General features: G+C 38.5%; 24 protein-coding genes, 1 tRNA gene and 1 riboswitch. Of the genes, 15 read left to right on the forward strand and 10 right to left on the reverse strand.

Annotated features, from left to right (window positions below):
• The first annotated feature begins 160 nt into the window (after positions 1-160).
• The 11 genes from ACX0HA_RS09020 (at position 161) to ACX0HA_RS09070 (ending at position 11,922) form a co-directional block, all read left to right on the forward strand.
• A complete protein-coding gene (locus ACX0HA_RS09020; RefSeq protein ID WP_458844944.1) occupies positions 161-535 on the forward strand; it encodes a hypothetical protein in 375 nt (124 codons plus the stop codon).
• On the forward strand, positions 535-996 hold the full coding sequence (locus ACX0HA_RS09025) for a hypothetical protein (RefSeq protein ID WP_458844945.1): 462 nt from the start codon (positions 535-537) through the stop codon (positions 994-996). The genes ACX0HA_RS09020 and ACX0HA_RS09025 overlap by 1 nt, the downstream gene beginning before the upstream one ends.
• Before the next feature lie 46 nt (positions 997-1,042).
• Entirely contained in the window at positions 1,043-1,228 is a 186-nt protein-coding gene (locus ACX0HA_RS09030; RefSeq protein ID WP_458844946.1) for a hypothetical protein, read from the forward strand.
• A complete protein-coding gene (locus ACX0HA_RS09035) occupies positions 1,221-1,589 on the forward strand; it encodes a hypothetical protein (RefSeq protein ID WP_458844947.1) in 369 nt (122 codons plus the stop codon). The genes ACX0HA_RS09030 and ACX0HA_RS09035 overlap by 8 nt, the downstream gene beginning before the upstream one ends.
• A gap of 151 nt (positions 1,590-1,740) precedes the next feature.
• Positions 1,741-2,094 carry a hypothetical protein gene (locus tag ACX0HA_RS09040; RefSeq protein ID WP_458844948.1) on the forward strand — a complete coding sequence of 118 codons (354 nt, stop codon included), beginning with the start codon at positions 1,741-1,743 and terminating at the stop codon, positions 2,092-2,094.
• A gap of 402 nt (positions 2,095-2,496) precedes the next feature.
• Entirely contained in the window at positions 2,497-2,763 is a 267-nt protein-coding gene (locus ACX0HA_RS09045; protein ID WP_458844949.1) for a hypothetical protein, read from the forward strand.
• Between the two features lie 3 nt (positions 2,764-2,766).
• Positions 2,767-3,180 carry a hypothetical protein gene (locus ACX0HA_RS09050; protein WP_458844950.1) on the forward strand — a complete coding sequence of 138 codons (414 nt, stop codon included), beginning with the start codon at positions 2,767-2,769 and terminating at the stop codon, positions 3,178-3,180.
• Between the two features lie 79 nt (positions 3,181-3,259).
• Positions 3,260-7,576: a phage tail tape measure protein gene (locus tag ACX0HA_RS09055; protein WP_458844951.1), complete on the forward strand. Its 4,317-nt coding sequence runs from the start codon at positions 3,260-3,262 to the stop codon at positions 7,574-7,576.
• Complete coding sequence (locus ACX0HA_RS09060) at positions 7,576-7,983, forward strand: hypothetical protein (RefSeq protein ID WP_458844952.1); 408 nt, start codon at positions 7,576-7,578, stop codon at positions 7,981-7,983. The genes ACX0HA_RS09055 and ACX0HA_RS09060 overlap by 1 nt, the downstream gene beginning before the upstream one ends.
• Positions 7,984-7,985: 2 nt before the next feature.
• Positions 7,986-10,124: a hypothetical protein gene (locus ACX0HA_RS09065; protein ID WP_458844953.1), complete on the forward strand. Its 2,139-nt coding sequence runs from the start codon at positions 7,986-7,988 to the stop codon at positions 10,122-10,124.
• Positions 10,102-11,922, forward strand: coding sequence for a hypothetical protein (locus ACX0HA_RS09070; RefSeq protein ID WP_458844954.1), 1,821 nt, complete (start codon positions 10,102-10,104; stop codon positions 11,920-11,922). Before ACX0HA_RS09065 ends, ACX0HA_RS09070 begins: the two co-directional genes overlap by 23 nt.
• Position 11,923: 1 nt before the next feature.
• Here ACX0HA_RS09070 and ACX0HA_RS09075 read toward each other — a convergent pair whose 3' ends face one another.
• Complete coding sequence (locus ACX0HA_RS09075; RefSeq protein ID WP_458844955.1) at positions 11,924-13,141, reverse strand: tyrosine-type recombinase/integrase; 1,218 nt, start codon at positions 13,139-13,141, stop codon at positions 11,924-11,926.
• 105 nt (positions 13,142-13,246) lie between these two features.
• Positions 13,247-13,320 (reverse strand) — tRNA-Arg (locus ACX0HA_RS09080).
• 70 nt (positions 13,321-13,390) lie between these two features.
• On the opposite strand from ACX0HA_RS09080, the gene ACX0HA_RS09085 reads away from it, so the two are divergent.
• Positions 13,391-13,903 (forward strand): adenine phosphoribosyltransferase, encoded by a 513-nt coding sequence (locus ACX0HA_RS09085; protein WP_458844956.1) that lies wholly within the window; start codon positions 13,391-13,393, stop codon positions 13,901-13,903.
• Here ACX0HA_RS09085 and ACX0HA_RS09090 read toward each other — a convergent pair.
• The 5 genes from ACX0HA_RS09090 to ACX0HA_RS09110 form a co-directional block, all read right to left on the reverse strand.
• Complete coding sequence (locus ACX0HA_RS09090) at positions 13,900-14,040, reverse strand: SsrA-binding protein (protein WP_458844957.1); 141 nt, start codon at positions 14,038-14,040, stop codon at positions 13,900-13,902. The genes ACX0HA_RS09085 and ACX0HA_RS09090 overlap by 4 nt on opposite strands.
• 77 nt (positions 14,041-14,117) lie before the next feature.
• The gene (locus tag ACX0HA_RS09095) at positions 14,118-16,088 is read right to left on the reverse strand and encodes a M56 family metallopeptidase (protein ID WP_458844958.1); all 1,971 of its coding nucleotides are present in this window, start codon (positions 16,086-16,088) and stop codon (positions 14,118-14,120) included.
• Between the two features lie 90 nt (positions 16,089-16,178).
• Positions 16,179-18,152, reverse strand: coding sequence for a M56 family metallopeptidase (locus ACX0HA_RS09100; protein WP_458844959.1), 1,974 nt, complete (start codon positions 18,150-18,152; stop codon positions 16,179-16,181).
• 1 nt (position 18,153) lies between these two features.
• Positions 18,154-18,513, reverse strand: a complete 360-nt coding sequence (locus tag ACX0HA_RS09105) for a BlaI/MecI/CopY family transcriptional regulator (protein ID WP_458844960.1) — start codon at positions 18,511-18,513, stop codon at positions 18,154-18,156.
• Between the two features lie 114 nt (positions 18,514-18,627).
• Positions 18,628-19,854 (reverse strand): MDR family MFS transporter, encoded by a 1,227-nt coding sequence (locus ACX0HA_RS09110; RefSeq protein ID WP_458844961.1) that lies wholly within the window; start codon positions 19,852-19,854, stop codon positions 18,628-18,630.
• A 126-nt stretch (positions 19,855-19,980) separates the two neighbouring features.
• On the opposite strand from ACX0HA_RS09110, the gene ACX0HA_RS09115 reads away from it, so the two are divergent.
• A complete protein-coding gene (locus tag ACX0HA_RS09115) occupies positions 19,981-20,592 on the forward strand; it encodes a DUF1684 domain-containing protein (RefSeq protein ID WP_458844962.1) in 612 nt (203 codons plus the stop codon).
• Between the two features lie 94 nt (positions 20,593-20,686).
• On the opposite strand, the gene ACX0HA_RS09120 is transcribed toward ACX0HA_RS09115, so the two are convergent.
• The 3 genes from ACX0HA_RS09120 to ACX0HA_RS09130 form a co-directional block, all read right to left on the reverse strand.
• On the reverse strand, positions 20,687-21,922 hold the full coding sequence (locus tag ACX0HA_RS09120) for a homoserine dehydrogenase (RefSeq protein WP_458844963.1): 1,236 nt from the start codon (positions 21,920-21,922) through the stop codon (positions 20,687-20,689).
• Positions 21,923-21,934: 12 nt separating this feature from the next.
• Positions 21,935-23,116 carry a trans-sulfuration enzyme family protein gene (locus tag ACX0HA_RS09125; protein ID WP_458844964.1) on the reverse strand — a complete coding sequence of 394 codons (1,182 nt, stop codon included), beginning with the start codon at positions 23,114-23,116 and terminating at the stop codon, positions 21,935-21,937.
• Between the two features lie 141 nt (positions 23,117-23,257).
• Positions 23,258-23,370, reverse strand: a riboswitch (SAM riboswitch).
• 111 nt (positions 23,371-23,481) lie between these two features.
• Positions 23,482-24,339 (reverse strand): EamA family transporter, encoded by an 858-nt coding sequence (locus ACX0HA_RS09130; RefSeq protein ID WP_458844965.1) that lies wholly within the window; start codon positions 24,337-24,339, stop codon positions 23,482-23,484.
• Positions 24,340-24,437: 98 nt separating this feature from the next.
• Here ACX0HA_RS09130 and ACX0HA_RS09135 point away from each other — a divergent pair, with 98 nt between their 5' ends.
• Positions 24,438-24,578 (forward strand): hypothetical protein, encoded by a 141-nt coding sequence (locus ACX0HA_RS09135; RefSeq protein WP_458844966.1) that lies wholly within the window; start codon positions 24,438-24,440, stop codon positions 24,576-24,578.
• 76 nt (positions 24,579-24,654) lie between these two features.
• Positions 24,655-26,256, forward strand: a complete 1,602-nt coding sequence (locus ACX0HA_RS09140; RefSeq protein WP_458844967.1) for a S8 family serine peptidase — start codon at positions 24,655-24,657, stop codon at positions 26,254-26,256.
• Positions 26,257-26,265 lie beyond the last annotated feature (9 nt).

The raw sequence follows: 26,265 nt of genomic DNA on the forward strand, positions 1-26,265 counted from the left end.
AATTCCTGAAAAAAAGGATCTGTTTACTGAAGCGAAATGGGAAATAGATCGATCAAAAGAATTACGCAGGCGCGCAATTGAAAATAAAAACATTCAATTAAATCCAGAATTTGATTATCGTAAGTTTCATGACCATCTAAGAGAGAAAACAAATACTGCAATGTCTAATTTGCAAAGCAAATTAGATGAGAAAAATAAGAATGAAATTTTGCGAATGCAGGATAAGCTGGATTTTCCTGTTGACTGTTTTGGTATAGATCCTAATGCGTCGGAAAAATTTACACAGTTTGGTATTGACTTTGGTATGCTTCCAGATACTACAGTCGAGCATCACAGGGGATTTGATGGCGGTTTTGGTGGTGGAGGTTTCAGTGGTGGAGGTGCCGGTGCGAGCTGGGAACCTGATTCAGGATCTTCAGGACATTCAATTCATGAACATCACAGCAGCTACGATAGTGGCAGCAGTTATGACAGCGGTAGCTGCTACGACTCGGGTTCTTCTTATGATAGTTCATCTTCATCTTCGGATTATTAATGCTAACAGTAAACCAACTCAAGGAATATTCGGCCGATGTTATGGCTGCTATTCCGGCGATTAAAAAACATGTAGTTGTAGTCACGTCTGAAGAGCTCGTGAAGTTCCTTAATGATCATACATCTGAAGAGAACACCTTAATGCTATCGCTTGTTCCCGGGCATGGCATGGATGGCAGCCAGGATAACGCCCAGTGGATAAATACAACAGGGTTTTATTTTCTCGAGAAAACCGATTATTCCCAACATGATCATGATGGGTACTTAGATATTTTTGATAGGACTCAGAATGTGGCTAGGCGATTTGTAAACAAGCTCATAATGGATAAGTCTGATAATACAGGATTGTTCTGCGGGTTCCTCGCATGGCTCGATGAAAGTTCTGTTCGGGTAGATCCCGTTAAGGCGCTGAACGGCTGTAATGGCTGGTATGTACAAATTACGATGAAATCCAATCCTTAACCCTGCCAATTTGTAAATGTTTTGTATCTTGGTCAAAAATTAAAGTATGTCACCGGAAGAAATCAAGGAAGAATTTTTCAAGGCTATCAGTGAGAGAGGAATTTATAAGAAGCTTAATGTTAAGATTGAGGCTGTATCACACTGGAAAAACCCCGATCGTGTTCCTACACTGGGTAAAATGATTGAGGTGCTGCTGCAGCTCGAGGTAATCCGAATAGAAAAGAATGACTGATCAGGAAAAGCATTTAAATGAAGTTCTGGAGGGGCGTTTTATCAAGCGCGTTATGTCTGAAGAATCACAGGACATAAACCTTGCCCAGATAAAATATATGGATAGTCATGGATTCAGCAATCAGGACTGGAGATCCGGGCGTTCGTTTGTGGCCAGTGAAACGGCTCTTGAATACTCTCAGCTGCTAAAGGTTCGTTTTGTAGATATGAAGCGTATAAGTGTTGGTATGGCAAAACATAAAAAGAAATCGCACCCTATACATAACCGTATTGTTTACGGTCATTACAATAATATTATCCGTCAAATGAAGTTCGGGTTTACCGATGCAGTAAAAGAAGAAATGCGACAGCTGGAACAATAAATTTTGTATCTTTGAATCTCGACTTTTTACAATGCGTTAGTTAAAACATTACCCTCTTCGGAGGGTTTTTTTATACCCATTAATGGGGATGCCTATGTTTGTAAAAATTCCTACATTTACTTCCAGTTTAAAAGTCAAACCAATCTTAATTATGAAAAAACTACTTATTGCAGCTCTGCTGCTGTGTGCTCCTATTGCATATTGTCAAACTGTGAACGATGTTCCTATAAAGGATATTAAAGTGGAATACGTACAGATTGTAGGTACCTCCAAAATGATGTCAACTAAATTAAATATTCAATTAGATTTTGGTCAAAAAACAGGTTTTTTTTCTGGTGGAAAGGAACAACTCGTTAAAGATGCATCAGGTAACAAGCTTGAATTTAATTCAATGATTGATGCTTTAAATTTTATGGGCGAAAATGGTTATGAATTCATTTCAGCATATGCAGCTGAGTTCTCTGGCCAAAATGTGTATCATTACTTATTAAGAAAGAAGCAATAATATGAAACAGACTGAAAAAGATGGCTACATAGAAAGCTTAAAACCGTTTACAGATAGGGAATTGATGGAATTGAATACCTATCACCAAAGAAAATCATCTGACCATTTAAAATCAATTGACAGAACATTGATTTTCTTTTTGAACCTGGTAATTCTATCAATAATAATTGCGATCATATTTGTAGTCGCATCAAATTCATAAATCAAACCTGCTTCGGCAGGTTTTTTTAATGATAAATATGTATATTTGTAGTGCGAAACAACATTAATAATTTTACTTATGATTCCATTAAAACTATCATTAACAATATCCCACGGTAGAGTAGGAGCTCAACTCCTAGCTGAAGTAAAATTCTGTTGTTTCGCAGCCTCTACCGCTGGGTCTTTTAAATCACTTCAGATATGCGAAACAACAGTGAACAAAAGCAAGTCGATTTTTGGCTTGACGTAAGAAGCAACATTGAAAATTTGTTGCAGTCAGGCGAACCTGCCGACCATTTAGAGATTCTCGAACACATTTACAATGCTTACATCAACAGCGAATGGGCTGATGATCGTGAAGCACGACAAAAAGCACATGTCGAAGTAGCGATCTTTAAGGATATCCTTAAAACGCTTCAGCGCCATTCCATGACCTCTCCTGCCTTCTTACCATCCTTAGCAGTCTAATGCATGGATTCGCCTACTACAATTACCGTTTGGTTCCCAGGGGAATTAGCGGTAGTCTACCATGACCATACTTTGGCTATGGTAGTAAAGGATCAGCTGTCACTTGAAGCAAATTATCCGATAGGATTCAGACCTTTATTACTTGAGTTTAAGGATACCGGTAGTAAGATTTTCTATAATTCAGGTTCACTTGAATGGTACCTGTCGGGGAAATTAAGCTTTGATGAGATAATTGAAAATTTGGGCTGTGAAGGTTTATACCGGAACAAAGTCCCATTAAAGACCCAGCTTAATGCAGAGATAGAACCTGAGTGCCTTTGGATGAAACGGGATGATATACTGAGACTCATCGACGATGATGAAATGATACTGATTGATTTTAATGTCAGTGAGAAATTATTCTATAAAGTAGTTTAAAAAAAGCCCCTGATTGGGGCTTTTTTCATATTACAATGTATCGTAGAGGCAATTGCCAATTTTGGGAAAATCCCATATCATGGCAAAGAAGATTTCCGACGAACAGATAAAGCTCTCTATTTTAATTGACGGTAACCAGGCACAAAAAGAACTGTTTGATCTGGAAAAGTCTACCCGCAAATTAAATGAAACCAACAAAGAGCTTGGTCTTCAAAAAAAACGCCTGGAAAAAGCTAACAAGCAGGAAACTGAAGAATATAAAACCCTTACCAAGACAATAAGGGAAAATAATGCAACCATCAAGGAAAATAAAACCAAGATGGCCGAGCTGCAAAATCAGATAGGTATAACCGGACTGACGATGAAACAGCTTAGCGATAAGGCGTTTCACTTAAAGATGGCATTGCGTAACCTCGTTCCCGGTTCTGAAGATTTTAAAAAATTTGATGCTGAACTTAAGCAGATCAATGAAAGGCTTGCTGAGCTGAAAAACAACGGTAAAGAATCGGGTTTTTCAATTGGCGCTATGGCAGATCGCTTTAACAGGTTTGCTGCCCTGGGCGCATCTGTTATCGCCGGCCTGACCGGAGTAGTGCTTTCAATACAAAAAGTAATCGATTATAACGGAAAACTGGCTGATGCGCAAACGAATGTGCAGAAGACCACCGGTATGACCAGAAGGGAGGTCGATGAGCTTACAAAATCATTTGGATTACTCAAGACCAGAACCGGCAGGATTGAGCTCTTAGGAATTGCCGAAGTGGGAGGGCGTTTGGGTATTGCCAAGGAAGAGATCAAGGACTTTGTTAAGGTAATGGATAAATCGGCTGTAGCTCTTGGAGATTCTTTCGAGGGTGGGCCTGAAGTGGTAGCCGAAAAACTTGGCCGTATAAAAGGCCTTTATGATGAGCTGAAGAATAGTGATGTTGAATCCTCGTTTGAGAGCGTGGGTTCTGCGCTGAATGACCTTGGCGCTAGTGGTGCAGCATCGGAAGATAATATGGCAGAGTTTGTCACAAGGGTAGGAGCTTTGCCCGGTGCGCTTAAACCATCCATACAACAGGCACTTGGATTGGCAGCTGCATTTGAAGAGTCCGGACTTAAGGCAGAGATTGCCGGTAATAACTATGGTAAAGTAATTTCTATTGCAGCAAGGGATATCGGAGCTTTCTCAACGGTATTGCAAAGGCCACGTGCTGAGCTTGAGAAATTAATCAACACAGATCCGACAGAGTTTTTCTTTCAGTTTGCCGGAGCGTTAAAAGATCTTGATGCAACTCAGCTTGCCCAGGTTCTGGATTATCTTAAGCTTAATGATAATGAGGTTAAGATGGTTCTTGGTGCAGCATCTGCTAATGTTGACCTTTTCAGGGAGAAAATAGATCTTGCAGGACAATCAATGTCTGATGCTACATCCCTTACTACAGAATATGACCTGAAGAATAATAACCTTGCTGCAACTCTTGAGAGACTGAAGAAAAAGGTTGTTGGATGGTTTACATCTGATTCGGTTGTAGCTTTCCTAGAATCTGCAGTTAATGGCCTGGCTAAATTAATTGGAGCTGTAGAAGACAGTGATGGAGCGATGAACATGCTTCGTAATACACTTGTTTTTACTGCTAAGATACTTTCGATTGTTGTAGCTTCCCTTTTATCTTATACTGCAGGAGCCAAATTGGCGACTTTATGGAGTAATAACCTTGGTAAGGCTACTGCGTTATCCAATATAGTATTTAAGGTTCAGTATGCAATGCTGGTAGCACAGGAAATTGCTACTAAAGGCCTTGCCCTGGCCAAAGCGTTGTTATCCTTTAATATTGGTAAAGTAAGGCTCGCGTACCAGGCATTAACCGTTGCAATGGGAATAAATCCTTTTGGAGCTTTACTGGCAATTATTGGAGCTGTGGTAGCTGCATTCATTGCGTTTGGCAATGAGGCTGACAAATCTGCAGAGATAATTAAAGCCCAGTCAGAGGTAATGAAAATCGTAGCAGATCAGACAGCAAAAACTAAATCGAAGATTGAGGAGCTCGTTGCGATAATGAAAGATGAAAATGCATCGCACAGACAAAAACAGGAAGCGCTTACTCAGCTTAAAAAAATAGGTGATGGATACCTGGATAATCTTACTGCCGAAAATATTCTAACTGCTGAAGGTACCCGTCTTATTGATAGGTACACTAAATCAATTGATCAGTTGGCCAGAGCGAAAGCCCTGGTGAGTGTAAAATCTAAATTGATGGAGCAGCAGCTTGAAAATGAAAACAAGGTGCTTGGATTATCTCTTGAGAAAAAAGCCAATAAGAATGAGGGTGCTTTAGGTGGTGGTGATGACGGTTTAATATTTGGCCTTGGAAGCAGGAATAAGAAACAGATCCAACTGGAAATTGAAGAACAGCAGGAAGCCGGCGAATTGATCAACCATCAGTTAGAAGCTATAGATTCCCAAAAGAACAAGGAAATTACTAAGTATCAAAAGATCATTGCAAACTCTAATAAAAAACTGCAATCGCTTAAAAAAGGATCTCAGCAATATAATGAACTTGTCCAGGATATAACAGCTGAACAAAAAGCTTTGGATATACTAATTGGCCTGCAGTCTTCAGAGCCTACAGAATCACCTTTGACCAAAGGTCTATATATTCCTGATGCAGCTGCGGAAAAAGCAGGTAAGAAAGCTGCTAAGGATGCTGCTAAAATTCATGCTGACCGTATGAAGGATATTAAAAAGCAGCTCGAAGATCTTCAGGATTTGGAAAGACAGGCCATTGATGACAGGTTATCGCTGCTTGAAGATGGCTTTGATAAAGAGGAAGTACTTGAGAACGAAAATCACCGTAGAAAACTGCAGGATCTCAAGAAGCAGCTGATATCAGATTCAGATATCGATAGCGCGATGGATAAAATTGAAAATCCTAAGAGTTCTAAACAGGATGTGGATTACTGGACCAGGCAGATGAATGTATGGGTAGAAAAAAATGTACATATAAATAACCTGGTTGAGCTTGAATATGCCAAACATAAGTTTAAACTGGCAGCTATAGAGCAGAAGGCAGCAGAGAAAAAAATAAATGATCTTCAGGATGCCTATGAATTAGAGTCGATGGCCAGAAAAACAGCTCATAATTACGAGCTGGCTGCATTAGGATCTGATGCTGTTGCAAAGGATGAGCTCCAAAAAAAGTTTGATAAGGCAGAGCTTGATAGACAAAAGGAGCATTTAGAAAAGCTTCTTGGGCAAAAGCTTGATGTATTGGCAGATAAAAATACAGGCATAGATCTGGCCAGGTTATCACCTGAAGACAAAAAGGCACTAGAAAAAGATATAGCGGATCTTAAGCTTAAAATATCCGAAATTTTAAAAGCAAAGGCAGAGCTTCAGGGTCAGAATGCTAAAGGTGATGTGAAAAATGCTTTGTCAGGGGTTTTTGGCGGCACTGATATTTTAGGATTTACTGCAGCTGACTGGGAACAGACTTTTTCACATCTTACTACATTATCTGAGAAGCTTGCTGCTATGAATATGGTTGTGTCCGGCCTTCAAAATATTTGGGGAGCCTACAACAATTATGTTACCGCTAGTGAGAATGCCCAATTAAGAAACTACGAAAGATCTTCTGATGCTAAAAAGAGAAAGCTTAAATGGCAGTTAGATAATGGTTATATTAACCAGTCACAGTATAAAAAGCGTCTTGAGCAAATGGATGCCGAGCTGGAGGTTAAAAAAGCTGAAATGGAATACCGTCAGGCCAAGAGGCAAAAAAGGATGGCGATTGTTGATGCAACAATTAATACAGCCCGAGGTGTGACGGCAGCGCTTGGAATGCTTCCCCCGATGAGTTTCATCTTTGCCGCTATGGCTGCAGCTGCAGGTGCGCTTCAGATTGCTACTATAGCAAAACAACCTTTACCTGCACGTGGATATGAAAAAGGTTTGTATCCGGAGTATGTGCAAAGGGAACAGGATGGTAAAGTTTTCAAATCTTCCTACGGTGGCAGAACCAAGTCGGGAATGGTAAATAAGCCGACATATTTCCTTGCCGGTGAGAACGGGCCAGAAATGATCATCGATAGTAAAGCATATCGTGACCTTTCTCCGGAGACGCGTTATGCTCTCGAGAGAGAGCTGCGACGTATCAAAGGTTTTGAAGGTGGTTATTACAATGATAATATTACTAAACCACAATACCAGGTTCCTGCAGGTCAGAGTACCGGAACACCTACAGCTGTATCAAATGATCAGCTGTATTCCATCATCGCTAATAATACTGCAGTTATGCAAATGTTAATTGATGAAGGCGTTATCGCTTACTTCAATCGAGATCCACGTGACCTAAAAAAAATGATGGATGAAATGGAAAAAATCACCAAATCAAAATCTAAAGCCCAAAACTAATGACAAAGTACGTTGAAAAAAAAGTGTTCCAAGATCCTGCAGTTAATGCAATTATCGACAGGATGTATTACGAGCTCATGAGAGGCCTGCCAAGTATTGAAGCACTGCCATTTAAAATCCCCCTTACGGGTAGAGCTGCTTATATACATCAAAATGAAACACCACCGGCTCCATGTAATAATATTGTATTTATTACGCCATTGTCTGAGATCTACGAATTTGTGCAAAAGGAATTGCCAAGGGTATGGCCAAATAACGGAGTTACCCTCTTTAAGGAAAGAACACTGTTTTATTTTGATAACCTGTTTATTGAAATATGGTTTGAACCAATTGCCGACCTTTTTGCAATTACATACAATAATATCCAGGTGCAACGAGCTGGAGCTATTAATCCAATACTACTTTAAATATGCCAGATATACCATTAAGCAGCCCTCAGTCAAATGTAGAAACAACGAGTACACCTGTATTCCAGGATTGGTTGCTTCAGCCTGATTCAATTTCTATAGATTATTATCAAGGACAGGCGATGCCCTCTGCAATAGATGTGAATACTATCTTTAAAGATGTGATTGGAACTGGTGAGTTTACCTACTTTTCAGATTTCAAGTACAGGGCATTTGTTAAAGATTCCGGATTACCAATTTGTGTTGTAATGAGCGGTGAGTTTTATACCGGTAATACAGAATATCACGAATATGTAAATGGACTTGAAGGGGAAATGCATTTTACTTTTCAGAACCTTCATATCCTTCCTCCAGGAACTTATAATTATTTCACATATCTTCAGATATCCGGTAATAAGTTTGGGATTTCAGGAAGGCGTATATTGTCAGAAAAGATCTTTACAGTTAAAGTTAGGGTTTATGCTGCTTCGGTTCCTATTCTTAGTGCCACATCTTTTGATTATGTCTGGACATTGGGAGTAACAGAAACTCTCCAAAAATCGTTAACTATTACAGCACCTAACTGGATGCTAATCTGTCCGCAGAGCTTTACTTTTTCAAATGTACCATTTACAACGGTTACCCCTCTTCCCGATGGTACAACACAAATAGTCGGCATCGGTACAAGAACTATATACCTTATAGCGCTTAGTTCAATTGTTCCGGAAGATATCATTGAGAATCCTATACACCTCACCCTCGATGTAAATGGTAACATGATGGATCTACCAATTACAGTAACATTTGTTACATCTGGAGGGTTATTCCTTTCAAAAGACAATCTGAAGTATATGGCCTACAAAGGAATTACATCGGCACCTGCTCAGGTTGTTGCAATGAATTTCGCGGGTAATTATAAATTGTCCGGGCCTGCATGGTGTATTGTCAGTCCTTCAACAGGATCATTGATGAAAAACATATCAATTGGGGTCATGTCTGCGGATAATATGGCAGAAGGTGAATACTTTGGAGTGATTGAAATTAGAAAAGTGTCTGACAATTCCTTATTGGGAACCATAGACTTACAGTATAATATCATTGGTAAAATAAAGAATCCTTATTTGGCCGGTGAAACCTGTTTCACTAAGGATAATAATAGCTTAGAGTTTTCATCCTTAGAAGATAACTGCTACTATGATGTTGTGATGCGTGTTACAACCTATGATTTTTATACGTATCTGCCAAAAACCTTTGTAATTCCACTGAAGGTGCCACTTTTCCAAAGAAAACAAAATTTAAACATTGGACTTACAGTTGACAAATTAATGAACAGAATGAATGATTTTGTACATGTACAGGGAATTCAATACAGGCCTGCAGATGTTGATCTTGAGTTTACAGAAAGAAGTTTTGATGATATTGGAGTACAGAATCAGTATGCAATTAATGGGCTAAAGTTCGTTGCAGGATTAAAGCCTGATTCTGATTCTAAACTCTGTATCCTTGACATGAACCAAGAAGCATCACGAGTAACTTCGTCATCAATTTACTATATCAATTTATTTTCTCCGACCAACTACAGTGTAACAATCTATAAGAATGGTGAAAATATCGATGAGGGTAGAACTGCTACACGTTCCGAAACTGCAGGTGTTAAAAGCTTGTTAGTTGATTTGCAAAGTTTAGACGCGAAACCGGGAGATATATTTGAATACCGTTTTAGCTCGTTTCTTAGTGGAACTGCTATCAAAATATTAAAAGTATTTCCTGATGGCTACAACTCTAACATGATAGTTTGGGAAAATGAGTATAAGCTTAAAGCTTCAATGGAATTTACAGGAAAAACCCTGAAAATAAAATCAGATTTTGATAATCGAACAGCTTTATACACTGATAACCTGGTCGACGTGTTGTCAAAAATTGATAGCACCAAGGTTAACACATTGACTATAAGCACAGGTTTTATTTTAAAAAGCGATATCCCATCGGTTGAGAGTCTTTGTGATTCTAAACGCGCAATTCTGATTGTAAATGGTAGGGTAATTAATCTTGTGCCAATTCAAAAATCGATTATTACCGTTAATGATGACGACGATACGATATCTTATGACATTGAATTTCAAATAAACAGAAAGTATAATGAGGAAATTTATTCATTCTGATTTTCAGATTGACCTTAGCAAATTAAAGATGACAGATAATGCCGAGAATCCCTGGTTCTCGGGTAATTATTTCGCTAAATATAGTTATCCTTTTACGTTGCCACTAACTGATGAGCTTGATATTGCTTTTGGTTTTTTAAGTAATTACAATTCAGCCAATAAAAAGACACTGTTTGAGGGGATCTATGTGCATAATAATATAATGGAAAAAGCTGTTTTGGAAATTGAAGAATCGGAAAAGGAATTATCGGCCAGTGTACGGTATGGACTTGAAGACTTTCCGAACTTTGTCAAGAAACTGGCAGAACTGCCACTGATCAAGGTACCGGTAACAGATATATATATTCATGCTGCAGGAATAATTGCTCAGTCATGGCCAGCTGTTAATTATAACTTCCCACAGATCCATATCGATAAAATTGAAACAGAGGATAGTGATACCTGGGCTGCTTTTGAGAAGATCATCAACAATTATAGAGCAGGTGCTTTTCTAAGGAATACTGTTGATACAGAAGAGGACATAACCTACAACAGGAATATTATACAACCACTGCCGTATTTATTATATGTTTTAAAAACAGGATTTTTGGATGCAGGTTATGAATTAAAGGGAGATATACTTCAGGACCAGGATCTCAAGGAAACTTTAATTTATGCTGATGTAGAATACTTCCTAAATGAAACCCAGGAGAGCATACAGATTACAGTTCCTTCTACTGATTATGATGCTATAGCAAATGTTGATGATGGCCGAAGTATGTCTTATGATCATATCTTTGATATTGCCCATCCGGGGAAGTACAGAATAGTTGGATCTGTATTTGTAAGGACGAAGGATACTCATTATGGACGTGTTGAAATTTATTATAGAAATACCCGTATTTACAATTGGGCAAATGTAAGGTTCAAAGATTTTGTAGTACTGAATGTTGATGTGGTTTTTGAAACATTGGCCGATTTTCAGGATGATTATTTAAGGCTGACATATTTTGCAGGGTATAACGAAGAAGATATTATTTTTGACCTCAGTGTAAATCCAATCCGATTGCATGACGAATCCGGAGAAGCAATACCGACTATCAGGAACGAAAATAAAGTGGATCTTATCAGGGCGGTTCCGGATATGCTCTTTGGTGATCTGGTCAAATTTGTACTATCAGCTAAGTTGATGGATATAACTACCGACATTGTTACAAAAGAGGTATGGGTAAATTATATCAATAAACAGATATATGATTCAGAAATCAATGATTTATCATTGAAGCAGGTAAAATACCCTAAAATAACTTTTACAAAAGGGGCTTCATGGCTGCTGCAATATCAGGATGTTAATTCTGAAGAATATAAGTTTACTGCTGTCTTTCAAAATGCTGATGGTTTTTCAACTGTAGATATTAATAAAGATGAGAAAACAATTGAGATAGTTCTGAATGCACTGCCATTGCCTTTGTTATTCAGGAATGGTGTACAGTCTGCTCATGGATTTGATAACGATAAAAACAAGCCTTATCTCGTTACTTACAAAGGCCTTCAGGGTGGTGTAAATTTAAGCGTTTCTTCCGATAGATGGTTGATTCCAAATCTATATCAGGAAAGTTATGCTCAATGGTTAACTTCAAGGATCAATGCTGAATCCTTTACATGGACTTTTCTGGCATATTATGAAGAAATAATGAATCTTACTGCCAAAAGTAGGGTTCATGCCTATGGCAAAATTCATCAGGTAAAGACACTTCAGAAAACTGAAGTGTCACCGGATCTGTTTGAAGTCGAAATTGTGACTGAGCTGCTACAGTGATTTAATATTCAATCTCGAGATTGAAACCATAATCTTTAAACATATCGTCGAGTTTATGAATTTCGGCGTTCGCTTCATCCGCAAGGATGTGAACGTAAATCATTGTGGTTTCAATTTTAGAGTGGTTCAGTAATTTTTGCAAGTGCTGCAGCTGGCCACCCATTCTAAGAAAGTTTGTTGCAAAGGTGTGTCTTGCCACGTGGAAACTCACCTTTTTTTGTATGCGATTGTTTTTTATTATTCGCTTCAGGTCTCTATTCATGTCCTGATCAGTGTGTTTAACCAGGAATAAGTTAGGGTTGAAATCTACAATTTTCTTGGCCATTTTATTAAGTGCCACTGTTTGATCCTTGGTCGTTTTTATATTCTTAAAAGCAATGTCTTTGTAAATAAGCTGATTCCTGTTTAACTGCATTACATCTGAAATCCTTAAGCCGGTCATGCATGAGAATAAGAAATAACCAAGTGTGAGCTGCTTCTTAGGATCAATCTTACGGTCGAAATAGTATTTGGTTAATGTTCTTAGCTCAGCAGGATTTAATGATACCCTGTTGCCAGTCGTAATACCCCCCTGTACATCTTCGAGATCCAACTGAATATGAATCCCATCTTTTTTTGCGAGCTTCAGATATCTTTTGATGGCAATGATGTTGCTGTTAACCGTTGTTATCTTTTTACCTTCTCCTATCATGTTATTACGGTATTTGGTAATAAATTTTGCGGTGATATCTGTAAAAAGAATTTCAGGCTTGTAGCGGTCCAGGTTATTGGCTACAGCTGTATATCTTTTAATAGTCCCTTTGCTCAGTCGCTTATCTTCATTGATTTTAAACTTCATATAGGAAACAAAATTAACCCTGTGGTTGCCCTGGATCAATTCTTCCTTTAAGATACCCGGCGTAAGGTTCGTATTGTTCAGCCTGTATTTAATTTTTATATCTGAAATACGTGACCTGACATGATCCAGTACGAGATTTAAATCACGGTGTGCCTGGTCAATTGGTTTGGCACTTTGCGTATCAGCAATCCAGTACTTTGGATCTACATGCAATTCAAGATTTATCATCTTACGGCCACCGTTACCGGTAACATCAAGATATATTGGGGTTGAACCATTTTTCAAGGTAAGGTCCTTTCTAATTTTAAAGCTTGTGTTTACTGACATAATAATTTTCTGCGTAACAAGCTGCGTAACATATGCGGGGTTTATAGTCATCATTTTTATCTTTTTTACAAACGTTTGGGAATAAGTAAAAAAGCTTACCAAATCCAGTGTTTACTGGACTTAATAAGCTTTTAGATAAAGTTTGACTTTTAGTACTTGTGACCTCGACTGGATTCAAACCAGTAACCTTCTGAGCCGTAATCAGATGCGCTATTCAGTTGCGCCACGAGGCCTTAATTCGGGTGCAAATATACGGGATTTTGCTTAACTTGCAAGCCTAAACGAATAAAAAAACACAAAAAAATGACGCTTAATCAGTATATACGTGACATTCAGGATTTTCCGAAAGAAGGAATTATCTTTAAAGATATAACTCCATTGCTTGCAAACCCAAAAGCAGTACGTGAATGCATGGCTTTACTGCTGAATAATCTTCGTGATCGTAAAATCGACAAGGTGGTAGGAGTGGAAAGCAGGGGATTCTTTTTTGCCACTTTGCTGGCATATGAGCTAAATGCCGGGTTTGTACCTGTTCGTAAACCTAACAAACTGCCGTTCGAGACCATTTCAGCTTCTTATGCGCTTGAATACGGCACTGATTGTCTGGAAGTACATACCGATGCTATTAAGCCGGGAGATCGCATTCTTATACATGATGATGTATTGGCAACGGGAGGAACTGCCGCAGCTGTATGTGAGTTGGTAGAAAAATTAGGAGGCGAAATTGTGCAATGTAATTTCTTAATGGAATTATCTTTTCTTAATGGCAGGGATAAGTTGGGTAATCGCGAAGTATATTCACCATTAGTATATTAATCCAAAGCGCGTGTGGTTACATAATATTTCCAGGCGATAATGGCCTTTTGTAGTTTTGTAGCGCTGCTCAGGTCAAGCTGTTCTTTTGTGTAGTTTGGCAACAGCCAGTGATTCAGTTTTGCAAGGAGTTTAAACATAACTGTATTTTTTTGTATATCAAATATATAAAAAGGCTGCCTCAATCGGGCAGCCTTTAAGATTATATTAAGTCTGGCTATTTTGTAGCAGACACTGTAAGCTTTCCTTTTATTTTACCAATATAAATATCAGGTATTGCCTGGTCACTTTTTTTCACATCCCATGACCCTGATGCTTTTGACTTAGCATTGTTATCAGACAGGCTAATTTTTATGGCTATTATTTTTCCGGTGCTGTTTCGTTTTATATCAGAATAGCTAACTGAAATCCCACCTTTTTCAAGATCTTCTTTATAGTTGTTAAGCTGAATATCTGTTGTTGTGCTATTGATAACAAAGTAAAGGCTTTTACCATCATTAGCGATCAGATTCCCATCATCGTCACGCAGGGTAGTTACTGTGACTGTTCTGTAAGGACTTGCATTCATTTGCTTTACATTGTCGGTAATGCTGGTGTTTATGTCAGTATTAATTTTTGTGGTAGTTGTGCTTGTCACTATAGTTTTTCTGTCTTCTGATTCAGGATCAAAGTCTGACGTTATAAATTCCAAAGCGCCGTTTTTAGCTATATTACCATATTTTTTCACGGCTTCCTCACCTGAAAGTTCAATTATACTGATTTCCTTTTTGTCTTTAAATACGATATTGTCTTCTGTTTGAACCACGCCATTGATTACGACTAGCTTTTTTTCTTTTTTCATGGCGTTTTCAACATACTCGTTAAGGTCTTTTTTAGATTCTTTTGGCTCAGGTTTATTAAAAGTTGTGGTTGCCCCCGAACCATTTTTACTGGTAAAATATATTACGTTGTCAGCAACTGCTGTTTCTTTTTCAATATTTAGTGTAAATGAATGTATAGGCTCATCATCATCACTAATAACTTCATACACAGGATATGCTTTAATATGCTTTTTATCTTTTACAGAAACCTTGATCTCAAAAATTTCATTGTTTTTGTTGCGTTTGATGTTTTCAAAATACACATCTGCATCAAAGAGGTCTTTATACATTTGTTTTCTTTGCTTCATTGTTGCTTCTGTCATGTCCTTGTCTACAACAAATACAGTTGCAAGAGGATAGGATAATTCGCTTCCCACAGCAATATCATTCGTTTGTAAGGTTGTATTCTCAGGAATTACAGTAATAGATCTTTCTACTAACTGTTTTTTCTCCTTAGCTATAACCTCCACCTGGTACAGGTAGATAAAAGCTGCAAGGGCAGGCAGTACAACGGCGAACTTCCAGAAGTTGCGCTTTTTAGACTGTTGCTTGTTTAACATAATGATTCGTTTTTTGATTAATGATTGATAAAAATGATTGGTGATTGCAATACACTCCGGCTGAAGCGTTATTTTTAATAATGTTTTTTGATATATTTTACTGTCAGGGATTGATTTAACGGCTTCCGCATCGGCTATAAATTCAAGGTTTTGAGCAATTTGTTTTTTATACAGCCAGGCAAAAGGACAAAACCAAAGGAATACACATGCCAGCTGACTTATAATCATATCCAGCGAATGTAGCTGCCTGCTATGTACCTTTTCATGGACGATAATGGTGGCCAACTCTTCCGGCTGAAGTAACGATGCGTTGTAAACAATGTAATTGAAAAATGAAAACGGAGAGGTAACAACATCAGAATTGATAAATTTGTATTTACCTTCTTTTACCGCTTTTTGAGATGTAAGTAATTTATATATTTTCAGAATGTCGATAAACAATCTCCCTAAAAAGAAAACTACTCCGATTACATACAAGCCTATTGCAATATCCGACCAGTTCAGTTCGAATACAGGATTTTCTGTAATTGTATTTGTTTGTACAATCACATTACCGGAACTTATCATTTCGGGCAATGGCTGAGGCGTAACCCATACTGTTTTTGTATAGGTTATAAGTGGTACTATGAAAGCGGTTAAAATACCGGCAAGCAAAAAGGAACGTATTGAGATGAAAAAAGTTTCTTTTTTAAGAAGCAGGTAATAAGCTATGAAAAACAGGCTGATAAGTACCGAAGCTTTTGCGAGGTATATAAAAATGCTTATCATAATCGGTAGATTTAGTTGGTGTTGGGTAATTTAGCTGCCAGGCAGTTTACGCCTGACAGCATAGTTGAATCAGATAATTAACTCAAATTATTATGATTTTTTGCTTAGTGCTTTTTTCTTATCCATTTCTTTTTGCGCTTGCTGGACTTCTTTCTGAGCTTCTTCAAGTTGCTTTTGGGCTTCTTTCATTTGTAGTTTAGCCTGCTCCATTTGTTTCATAGCCTGCTTCATTTCCTGGTCTTTAGACTCCTTACCAAGTGACTCTCTGCTCATATCGATTTTAAGCTCTTTCATGGCTTGTTGTATTTCTGCATGAGCCTTTTTCAGCTCTTCCTGAATTTCTCTTCTTTCCTCTTCAGTAATACCTTCAAAAGCTATTTGTGATTGCCAGTCTATATTAGCTACAGCATCCATCCCTACATTGACACCGTTAGCTGCAATAGCCATTAAGTTATCCATATCGGGCATGTTAAGCTTTAAATTCATAGCATCCCCATCGTTGCCAAAGGCATAGGTATAATTCATAGGAGCTTGCTTTGTATCTATTTCTACAGCACCATTTTTCCCGGGCTTGCCATATTTCTTTTTAGCTTCTTTTGGGGAAAGCACTTTCATATTGCTTATTGCCTGTCCTTTTGGCAATTGAAGCTGCTTTAGATTGTCGTTTTCATTTTCTTTTTGCAAAACACCGTTTACAATAACGAGGGAGCCTTTGCTGATATTTAAATTTGCTCCACTCACTGAACCGGTACCGGTGTTTGTAGAGGTTGAAGTGGATGTATTTATTATAGCATTTTTTGCAGGAACAGCATTTACAGCGGTTGACACACTTATTTTATCTGCTGTTACATGATTTTGTGAGGGATTGCCAAATGATATTGTGTTTTCAGCTGTGCCGCTGCTTTTTTCAATTTCAACAGAGAATGGTCTTATAGGTCCATTACCACTCATTACAAAATCCCTGGTGTTGGTTTTGTCTTTTACATTTATTTTGATGGATGTGATTTCTCCGGATGCATTTCTTTTAAGATCGCTATACGTAACATCTGCATCAAATTCTTCTTTAAAAACTGTAACTCCTTCTTTTAGTTCGTCATCAGTAGCATCTTTGTCAATGGTTATTGACATCTTTGTTTTTTCTTCCGACGAGGTAGTTACAGCAGAGTTTTTTTCCTGTGCAACAACTTTTACCTGGAAAAGAAAAATAAATGCGGCAAGCGCAGGAAGCACTATTCCATACTTCCATGAATTTCGTCTTTTAGACTGTTTTTTGTTTAACATAACGATTCGTTTTTTGATTAATGATTGATAAAAATGATTAGTGATTGCGATGCATTCCGGCTGAATAGTAATTTTCAGCAGGGTTCTCTGGTAAGCTTTTTTGTCGTTTAGCTGCTTTATGGCAACGGCATCGGCAATGAACTCCAGATTTTGAGATATGGCTTTTTTATAAAGCCACATAAATGGATTGAACCAAAAAGCAATGCAAAACAGCTGACTGATGATCATATCTGCCGAATGTCTTTGGTTGCTGTGCACTTTTTCGTGGCTCATAATGCTTTCAAGCTCTTCAGGCTGCAGCACTGCCGAGTTGTAAACAATATAATTAAAGAAAGAAAAGGGTGATTGGACCTTTTCAGAATCTATAAGCCTGAATCGGCCTTCTTTGGTTATTTTATTGCCTTTCAGTATACGCCTGATCGAAAGGAAATCCATTATAAAGCGCGTTAAAAAGAACAATACTCCAATTGCATATACTACCAATGCGATATAGTACCAGTTAATACTAAAAGACTCAGGTTTTGCAACGAACTTTTGCATCATAATAAGTTGCTGTAGTTGTTCGGCAGAGATGGGCTGTTGATATGCCTGCTGTACCGGTTCGATTAATACAGTTTTAGTGTACTCTGCTAATGGAAGCAGGGTAGAGGTGAATAGTCCGGCAATAAGAAATCCACGGTTTGAGCTAAAGAAGGTTTCTTTCCTTAACAGGATATGGTAAGCGATAAAAAAGACCGCGAGCAGTCCTGAAGCTTTAGCGATGTATATAATCAGGCTTTCCATATCATTCCTTTTTTTCAATCATGTCCAGGATTTCACGAAGCTCGGTAGCGCTAATCTTCTCCTCTTTGGCAAAAAAGGAGATCATGCTCTTGTATGAGTTATTAAAGTAACTCTCAATCGCATTGTTCATAAAACCTTTTCTGTATTCTTCCTTGGTTACAACGGGAAAGTACTGATGGGTGTTTCCATAAGCATTGTGGCTTACGTAGCCTTTCTCTTCAAGGTTGCGTATAATTGTAGAAAGTGTGTTGTAATGAGGCTTATCATCCTCAATTTCTGTTAGCACATCTTTTACAAAAGCTTTTTCAAGCTTCCATAATATATGCATGATCTCCTCTTCTTTGTTGGTTAACTTTTGCATCACATCTTGTTTAGTAATCCAAACTTAAAACTATTTTTTTAGTTACACAACTATTTTTGTAGTTATATAACTAAAATGTTAGTTTTTTTATTGTGAGATGCTTAAGAAAAAGTTTTATGTATTCTCTTTCAGGAGCTTTTTATGAAGAAATAATAATGAGCATGTTGCAAGTAGTGCAAGGCTTCCCATAAAGATCCAGTTAGCTGTGTATCCATTGGGTTTGTAGTATTCAATTATTGATAACCCGGTTTTTCCACTTACAATATGAGCCAGGCTAAACATCATCGTATAGTAGGCCATGTATTGCCCTTCGCGACCGCGTGGAGCACGGTTCATGGCAAACCCATTGGAGAATGGAAAATTGAACATCTCAGCATAAGAAATAATGATCATGCTGATAACAAGAGTGCCTACCCAACCCTCAAACAAAAGCGCGAAGAAGCTAAGCCCCATAAAAAAGGCACCTAATGCTACTACTTTTATCTTCTGGATTCCCTTGCGCTCCACATAGCCTACAATTGGCATTTCGCATAGTAAAACCAGTAGTCCATTAAATGACATCAATAAACCGGTATGAAATTCACTTAAGCCATACTGTTCCCTGTGATAGAGCGGGAGGGTAGAGAAAAGCTGAAAAAATACCGTAGCCGTAACAAAACTGCAAAATAAGAAAACCCAGTAGAGTTTGTCATTAGCTATAGTTCGCGTGTTTTGCATATCTTCTACAGGAAGCAATTCCGGTCTTACTCTTTCTTTTTCTTTAACCAAAAACATAAAGATAAGTATGGAAATTATGCATGATGCGCCATCGGCCCAAAACAAACCTTTGTACCCTATACCTAATATTATGAGTCCGCCCAATGCAGGACCCGCCATAAATCCAAAATTTATAGCAAGGCGGACAAGGGTAAATGCACGTGTTCGGTTCTCTGGTTTAGAGTAGGTACCTAAAGATACAAACATGGCAGGGCGGAACATATCAGCTATTACCATAATACTGAACATGGCAATACACAAGCCCGGAAACGTGGTTATGTACTGTATAATAAAGAATGATGATCCACTTGCAATCATGCTGAATACCATCACTTTATAAAATCCTATCTTATCTGATAGTTTACCTCCTATCCATGAACCCAGCATGGAGCCGGTGCCAAAGCAAACCATGATCCATCCCACCTGGCTATACGAAAAATGCAGGTCTTCTTTAAGGTACTTTGACAGAAAAGGGAACACCATTGTGCCTGCACGGTTGATGAAAGTTATAATGGCAAGAATCCATACCTCCCGTGAAAAACCACGAAAGTTATTGATGTAGCGGGTAAAAGCTTGCTGAAGCATGAGAAAGGATCGGTTTCCAACAAATTTACAAATGTTAATGATATGCTCGTGGCAAAATGATGTATAAATCTTTAATTTATAATGCTATTTTTGTGTTGACTGACTTCAGATCCATTTATCAATATCATGAAAAGATACTATTTAAGCTTAATTACTGCAATAACAATTCTTTCAGTTTCTTCTGCATGTTCACAGGAATGCTCTAAAGATAATTCCCTGGCATATCAGCAGCAGCTGAATAAAGAATATGCCGATTCGGCTGAATCGCCGCTTACCAAAAAGGATCTGAAAAAATTCAAATCATTGGATTTTTATCCTGTAGATATGGCCTATTGCATAACGGCTAAATTTGTAAGTACCCCCAATGAAAAACCTTTTGCCATGCCAACGACTACCGATCGCAAGCCGATGTATGTAAAATTTGGCGAGGTGTATTTTCTACTTCAGGGAAAGGAATGCAAACTGGATGTTTTCCAAAATATCGATCTTGTAAAAAGGGAAGAATACAAGAAGCACTTATTCCTTCCGTTTACAGATTATACATCGGGTAACGGGAGCTATGCAGGAGGCAGGTACATCGATTTGCAGCAGCCTGAAGGTGAAACAATTCAAATTGATTTCAATACGGCTTATAATCCGTATTGTGCATATAACCATACTTATTCATGCCCAATACCACCACCACAGAATGATATCGCTGTAGAGGTTAAAGCCGGAGTGAAAGAGTATAAAAAATAAACCTCTTTAGATTTTATCCAAAAAACAAAACCCCAAAGAGAATCTTTGGGGTTTGTCATTCATAGCATTTTTTGGGGACAATAGTAGTTTATATTTATACGGCAATCTCAACTTGTTGTACAGCGGCTTCTTTTTCGGTAACAACGTTTTGTAATATAAACGATCGGTCACCGGTATTGCCTGCCTGTATGTCTTTCAGGTTTTTTAGGGATATAATTCCTGTAATGTAACCCGATTCATTATTGGTATACGCTTCTTCGATGCTTAAGAATTGTTTTTTGAACGTTTCAGCATCTTCTTTTTTATGCCTTAATAATACCCTTAGATTTACGTCATCAGATAGAATAAGGTTTTCTTTTTGGTTTATTTTTTTGTACTCATACCTGTAATCATAGCTTAGTGCCGAGATATCTGATAATACAGCCGAAGCCGTTGGATGTGCACCCGCGCCACGACCTACAAAGAACTGTGTATCGGCAAAGCTGGTCTTAGTCAGTACGCCATTGAATACATCATCAACATTATAAAGACGATCTTCAGGCGATACAAATTTTGGAATTACAAAGGCAGATAGTTCTCCGTTGCTGCCTTTAAAAGCCTGTGCAATCAGTTTTATCTTTAATCCCTTTTCCTTGGCATATTTAAGTTCCAGCGTACCGATTCCGTCAATACCGATGTTGAAAAGGTCTGATGGTTTTGCGATGTAGCCAAATGAATGCGCCAATAGTATCAATAGCTTGTATTTAGCATCAAAACCGCCGGTGTCAAGGATAGGGTTGCTTTCCGCAAAGCCCAGATCCTGTGCCTGTTTCAGGGCATCATCATACGACAGGTTCTCGGCAAAGGTTTTTGTTAGTATGTAATTTGTTGAGCCGTTTACAATACCTTCAATAGATTCCAGAAGGTCATTATCGTAATACTCTTCAAGATTTCTAATGATTGGAATACTTGCACATGCTGCTGCTTCATAAAGCAATGGCACATTGTATTTCTCTTGAAGTTCAAGCAGTTCGGTAAAATGTTCGGCAATCATTTTTTTATTGGCCGAAACTACTGCTTTGCCTCTTTTTAATGCTTCCGAAACGATCTCAAAAGCTGCGTCGGCATCATCAATAAGTTCTACAACTACATTGATCTCCTCGTCGTTAAGGATATCGTTCTTATCGAAGGTAAAGTTCTCAAGGCCAATTTCTCTTGGCTTGTTCTTATCTTTAACACAAATGTTCTTAATATTGGCTTTTAAGCCGGGAGTTTTTTGCAATACTTCGTATAATCCAAAACCCACGCATCCAAAACCGTAAAGGCCTATATTTAAAGTTTTTCTTGACATAAATTTAATTCCTTAAACAGCGGCAGTTGCGCTTTTGTTAGTACTTTGTTTTACAGCTAATTCCAACGCTTGTTTTAGGTCGTCGATAAGATCATCGGCATCTTCAAGACCTACAGAAAGGCGGATAAGGCTGTCAGTTACACCAGAGCTGTAACGTTTCTCTGCCGGAATAGATTTATGGGTCATTTCACATGGCAGGCAACAAAGGCTCTTCACGCCGCCTAAGCTTTCAGCAAGCTTGAATAGTTTTGTATTGCTGACAATTGCTGAAGCAATTTCTTTATCGTCAATCACAAGGTCGAAAGCAATTACACCGCCAAAGTATTTTTGCTGGCTTTTCGCAATCTCGTGGTTATGGTGTGATGGAAGCCCAGGGTAGTAAACGTTTTTGATAAGCTTTTCTTCCAGAAGGAATTCAGCGATTTTCTGTGCGTTCTCAGCATGCTGTTTGATACGTAGCGTTAACGTCTCAATACCACGGATAGTCAACCAGCTATCGAACGGCCCTAATATTGCTCCGGATGCATTCTGGATGAATTTGATCTTATCTCCAAGTTCCTGAGTAGCGGTAACTACAAGTCCGGCAATAAGGTCACTGTGTCCTGCAAGATATTTTGTAGCACTGTGTACTACGATGTCAGCACCAAGATCGATAGGTTTTTGTGCAGCAGGAGATGCAAAAGTATTGTCTACGCAAAGCAATACATTATTCGCTTTTGCGATAGCCGCGATTGCTCTGATGTCAGATATTTTCAGGGTTGGGTTTGTAGGCGACTCGATCCAGATAAGTTTTGTCTTATCGGTAACGGCAGCTGCTACGTTTTCGGCATTTGTAGTATCAACATATTTAATGCTGATACCAAATTTTTGGTAAATATGGGTAAACAACCTGAAAGCGCCTCCATAGATATCGTCTACAGCAATAACTTCGTCGCCTGCTTCAAGAAGTTTGATAACAGCGTCTATAGCTGCAAGTCCGCTTGCAAATGCATAACCGTTTGTTCCGTTCTCAAGTTTGGCAATAGTATCTTCAAGTACTTTACGGGTAGGATTGTTGCTTCTTGCGTAGTCATAACCTTTGTGAACGCCCGGAGCTTCCTGAACGAATGTTGATGTTTGGTAAATTGGCGTAGAGATTGAACCTGTTAATGGATCTACCGGAATGCTGTGTAAAATTCTTGTTTGCTCTTTCATTGTTATTTCTAATTTTAGTTTGTAAATTTTTTATGTCAGTAAAAAACATCCTAAAACCAGGTATCGAAAGAGCAAAAAAAAATGCTCCCCCGATAAGTCAGAAGAGCATATAATATTTTATGGTATTATGTACAATTTCTAAGCTTATCTTTCCGCTGCAAAGCAGGGGTTGAATGTGGCACCTTATTCGCTCAAATGCGGACAGGTTGCCAAGACGTCATAGGGTCAATTCCCTCGGTCTTTCTGGATAAGAATAATTTTTTAAAGAACTTGCTGCAAATGTAGGCTACAAAAAATATAAAAACCAAATAAATTTTAAATTATTTTTTATTTCATTGATTTAAAACGATTTAGTTGCCTGTTTTTTATTTATAAATCTGCGAAAGTGTAATGATAACAATCGCTATCAATGCCAAAAACAGACCTGAAAAATTCACTTTTGAGAGTTTTTCTCTAAAAATGAATATTCCGGCAAGGCTTCCAACGACAATTACACCCATGTTCATGGCGGCAAAAACGGTCGATGGATTTTCTGAAAATTCCTGATGCGCCATCAGGTAAAATAAAATATTTCCAAAGTTGAATATACCTACCAGCGATCCGAAAGCAAAGTTTATGATATCAATTTTTTGCTTTTTGAATAGCATTTCATACAATGCAACAATTGTAATTACGATTAACGAGCCGCAAAAAACAACAAAAAGTGAAGTTGTATAGGGTAGAGAAGTATGAATGGCTATCTGTTTAAAAAGGATATCTATTATTCCAAAACCTATCAGTACGATTGCAGGGTAGAGCCAGTCTTTATTTGTATTCTCATCTTTTTTTGAAAGGATCAGCAGAATTGCAGGAAATCCTACGCCAAGCCCGATAAGTTTCAGTAAATTAAAATCTTCCCTGAAAATGAACCATGCGGCAAGTATCGGGATAAAGAGGGAAAGTCGCTGTGCGGCATCAGTCTTAACAATTCCCATCCGGTTTATCGATATTGCGAGGAACATAAATATGGATGGCAGCAGGAGCATTAGCGGTAAATAGATACTCCAGGGAGCCGTTGCATCTATGGCATTTAAATCGGGACTGAAGAAAAGATAGCAGAACAGTAAGGCAAAAACGTAATTCCACATGATCACCTGTGTCAGGCAAATATCATAACGTCTTGCTTTTTTAAAGATAATCCCTACTGTCACGCTGCATAATATGCTGAGTAGTAAAAAGAGCATTGTATTTGTTTTTGGTACACAAAAATAGTGTTTTGCTGTATTCATCGCCTTTGTTTAGTCCGTTCTTTTGTATATTTGATATGAAATTGCCCCATTTAATGAATAAGCCTGAAGTACAAAGCATAGTAGCACAGCTTCCATACCTTAACTTTGAAGAGTCGAAACATTTTTATGTTAACACTCTTGATCGCATACTTGTTAAAGAATTTGACGATCTTATCATTTCTCTGAATGTATGATCTGGAATTTTATTTATGGAAATGCGATAATAAAGCCATTCCTCAAAACTAAATTTGGGCAGAAAATCGAACAGTGATGAAAAAGATGATGCTGTTGTTAGTGCTGTTATTTACGGCTGCTTTGTGCTTCGCGCAGGAAGATGCATGGGTGTACTTCAAAGACAAGCCTGATACCGCATATTATCTCGCCAATCCTACAGCGATGCTTTCCCAAAAAGCACTGGACAGGCGCACCAGGCAAAACATTCCACTTGATGACAAAGATGTGCCGCTCTATGCTGAATATGTAGATGCTATTAGGGCATCAGGCGGAGTTACTGTAATGGCAAAGTCTAAATGGCTCAATGCTCTTCATGTGCGTGGTTTAGCTGAAGATTTGGAACTGCTGAAGAACTTTGAATTTGTTGCGCGTATAGATTATGCCGACAAGTCGCTTAATAGCTCATCGAGAGTAAATATGGAGCAACAAACTGTCGCTGTAAATAAAACACTTGAGACGCAAATCGATTTCAATTATGGCACTTCTGCCAATCAGATACAAATGCTAAACGGGCACTTGCTGCACCAGTCCAATTACACAGGTACAGGAATGACCATTGCAATACTCGATGCCGGTTTCCCAGGTGTAGATACCACACAGCCTTTTCAGCGAATGCGTGATAACGGACTTATAAAAGGTGGCTATGATTATGTTGCCCGCTCAGATAATTTCTACGCAGGGGGAGCCCACGGTACGCTTGTACTCTCTACGATGGCCGGTTATGTTGATGGTCAGCTTACGGGTACGGCTCCGGATGCTTTTTACTACCTTTTCAGGACCGAAGATTCAACAAACGAAAACCCTGTTGAGGAGTCCTATTGGGTGGAAGCCGCCGAAGCCGCCGACAGCCTTGGTGTAGACGTGATCAATACATCATTGGGCTATTTTACTTATGATGATGGCCGCTATAGCTATTCCTATGAAAATATGGATGGGCTAACCGCTTTTATAACCCGTGGCGCCAATGTCGCGGTTTCAAGAGGTATTTTTTGCGTGGTTTCTGCCGGAAACTCAGGCAATACCCCAAACCCAAATATGGGAGCCCCCGCCGATGCATTTGACATACTTACGGTTGGTGCTGTTGATGCCAATGAAAATTATGTTGGCTTTAGTTCTATAGGGCCGTCTTATGATAATCGTGTGAAACCTGATGTCATGGCAAGGGGGTATCAGGATACCGTTGCTACCGTAGTAGGAGAGATTGGATCGGCAAGCGGTACTTCGTTTTCAAGTCCGGTTACAGCCGGACTTGTAGCCTGCTTGTGGCAGGCTTTGCCCGATATGACCAATTCGGAGCTGCGCCAGCTGATAAAAGAATCTTCTGACCGTTATACAGCACCTACACATCAATATGGTTATGGGATTCCGGATTTTAACCTGGCCCTGCAAAAAGGCATGGGACTTAGCGATGGTAATTTTATACTATATCCTAACCCGACCGATGGCGTGATACATCTAATCTTCCCGAAAAACCTTCAAAGCTCAACTGTAAATATTTTTAATGAGCTTGGGCAAAGGGTTTCACAACAAAATATTACTTTAGCCAATCCTTCATTTGATATATCACAACTGGCTACAGGTATTTACAGCTACAGTATGGAAGGAACATCTCAAAAAGGATGGATAATCAAGCAATAGACAAACACA

This window comes from Flavobacterium hauense (assembly GCF_054457175.1).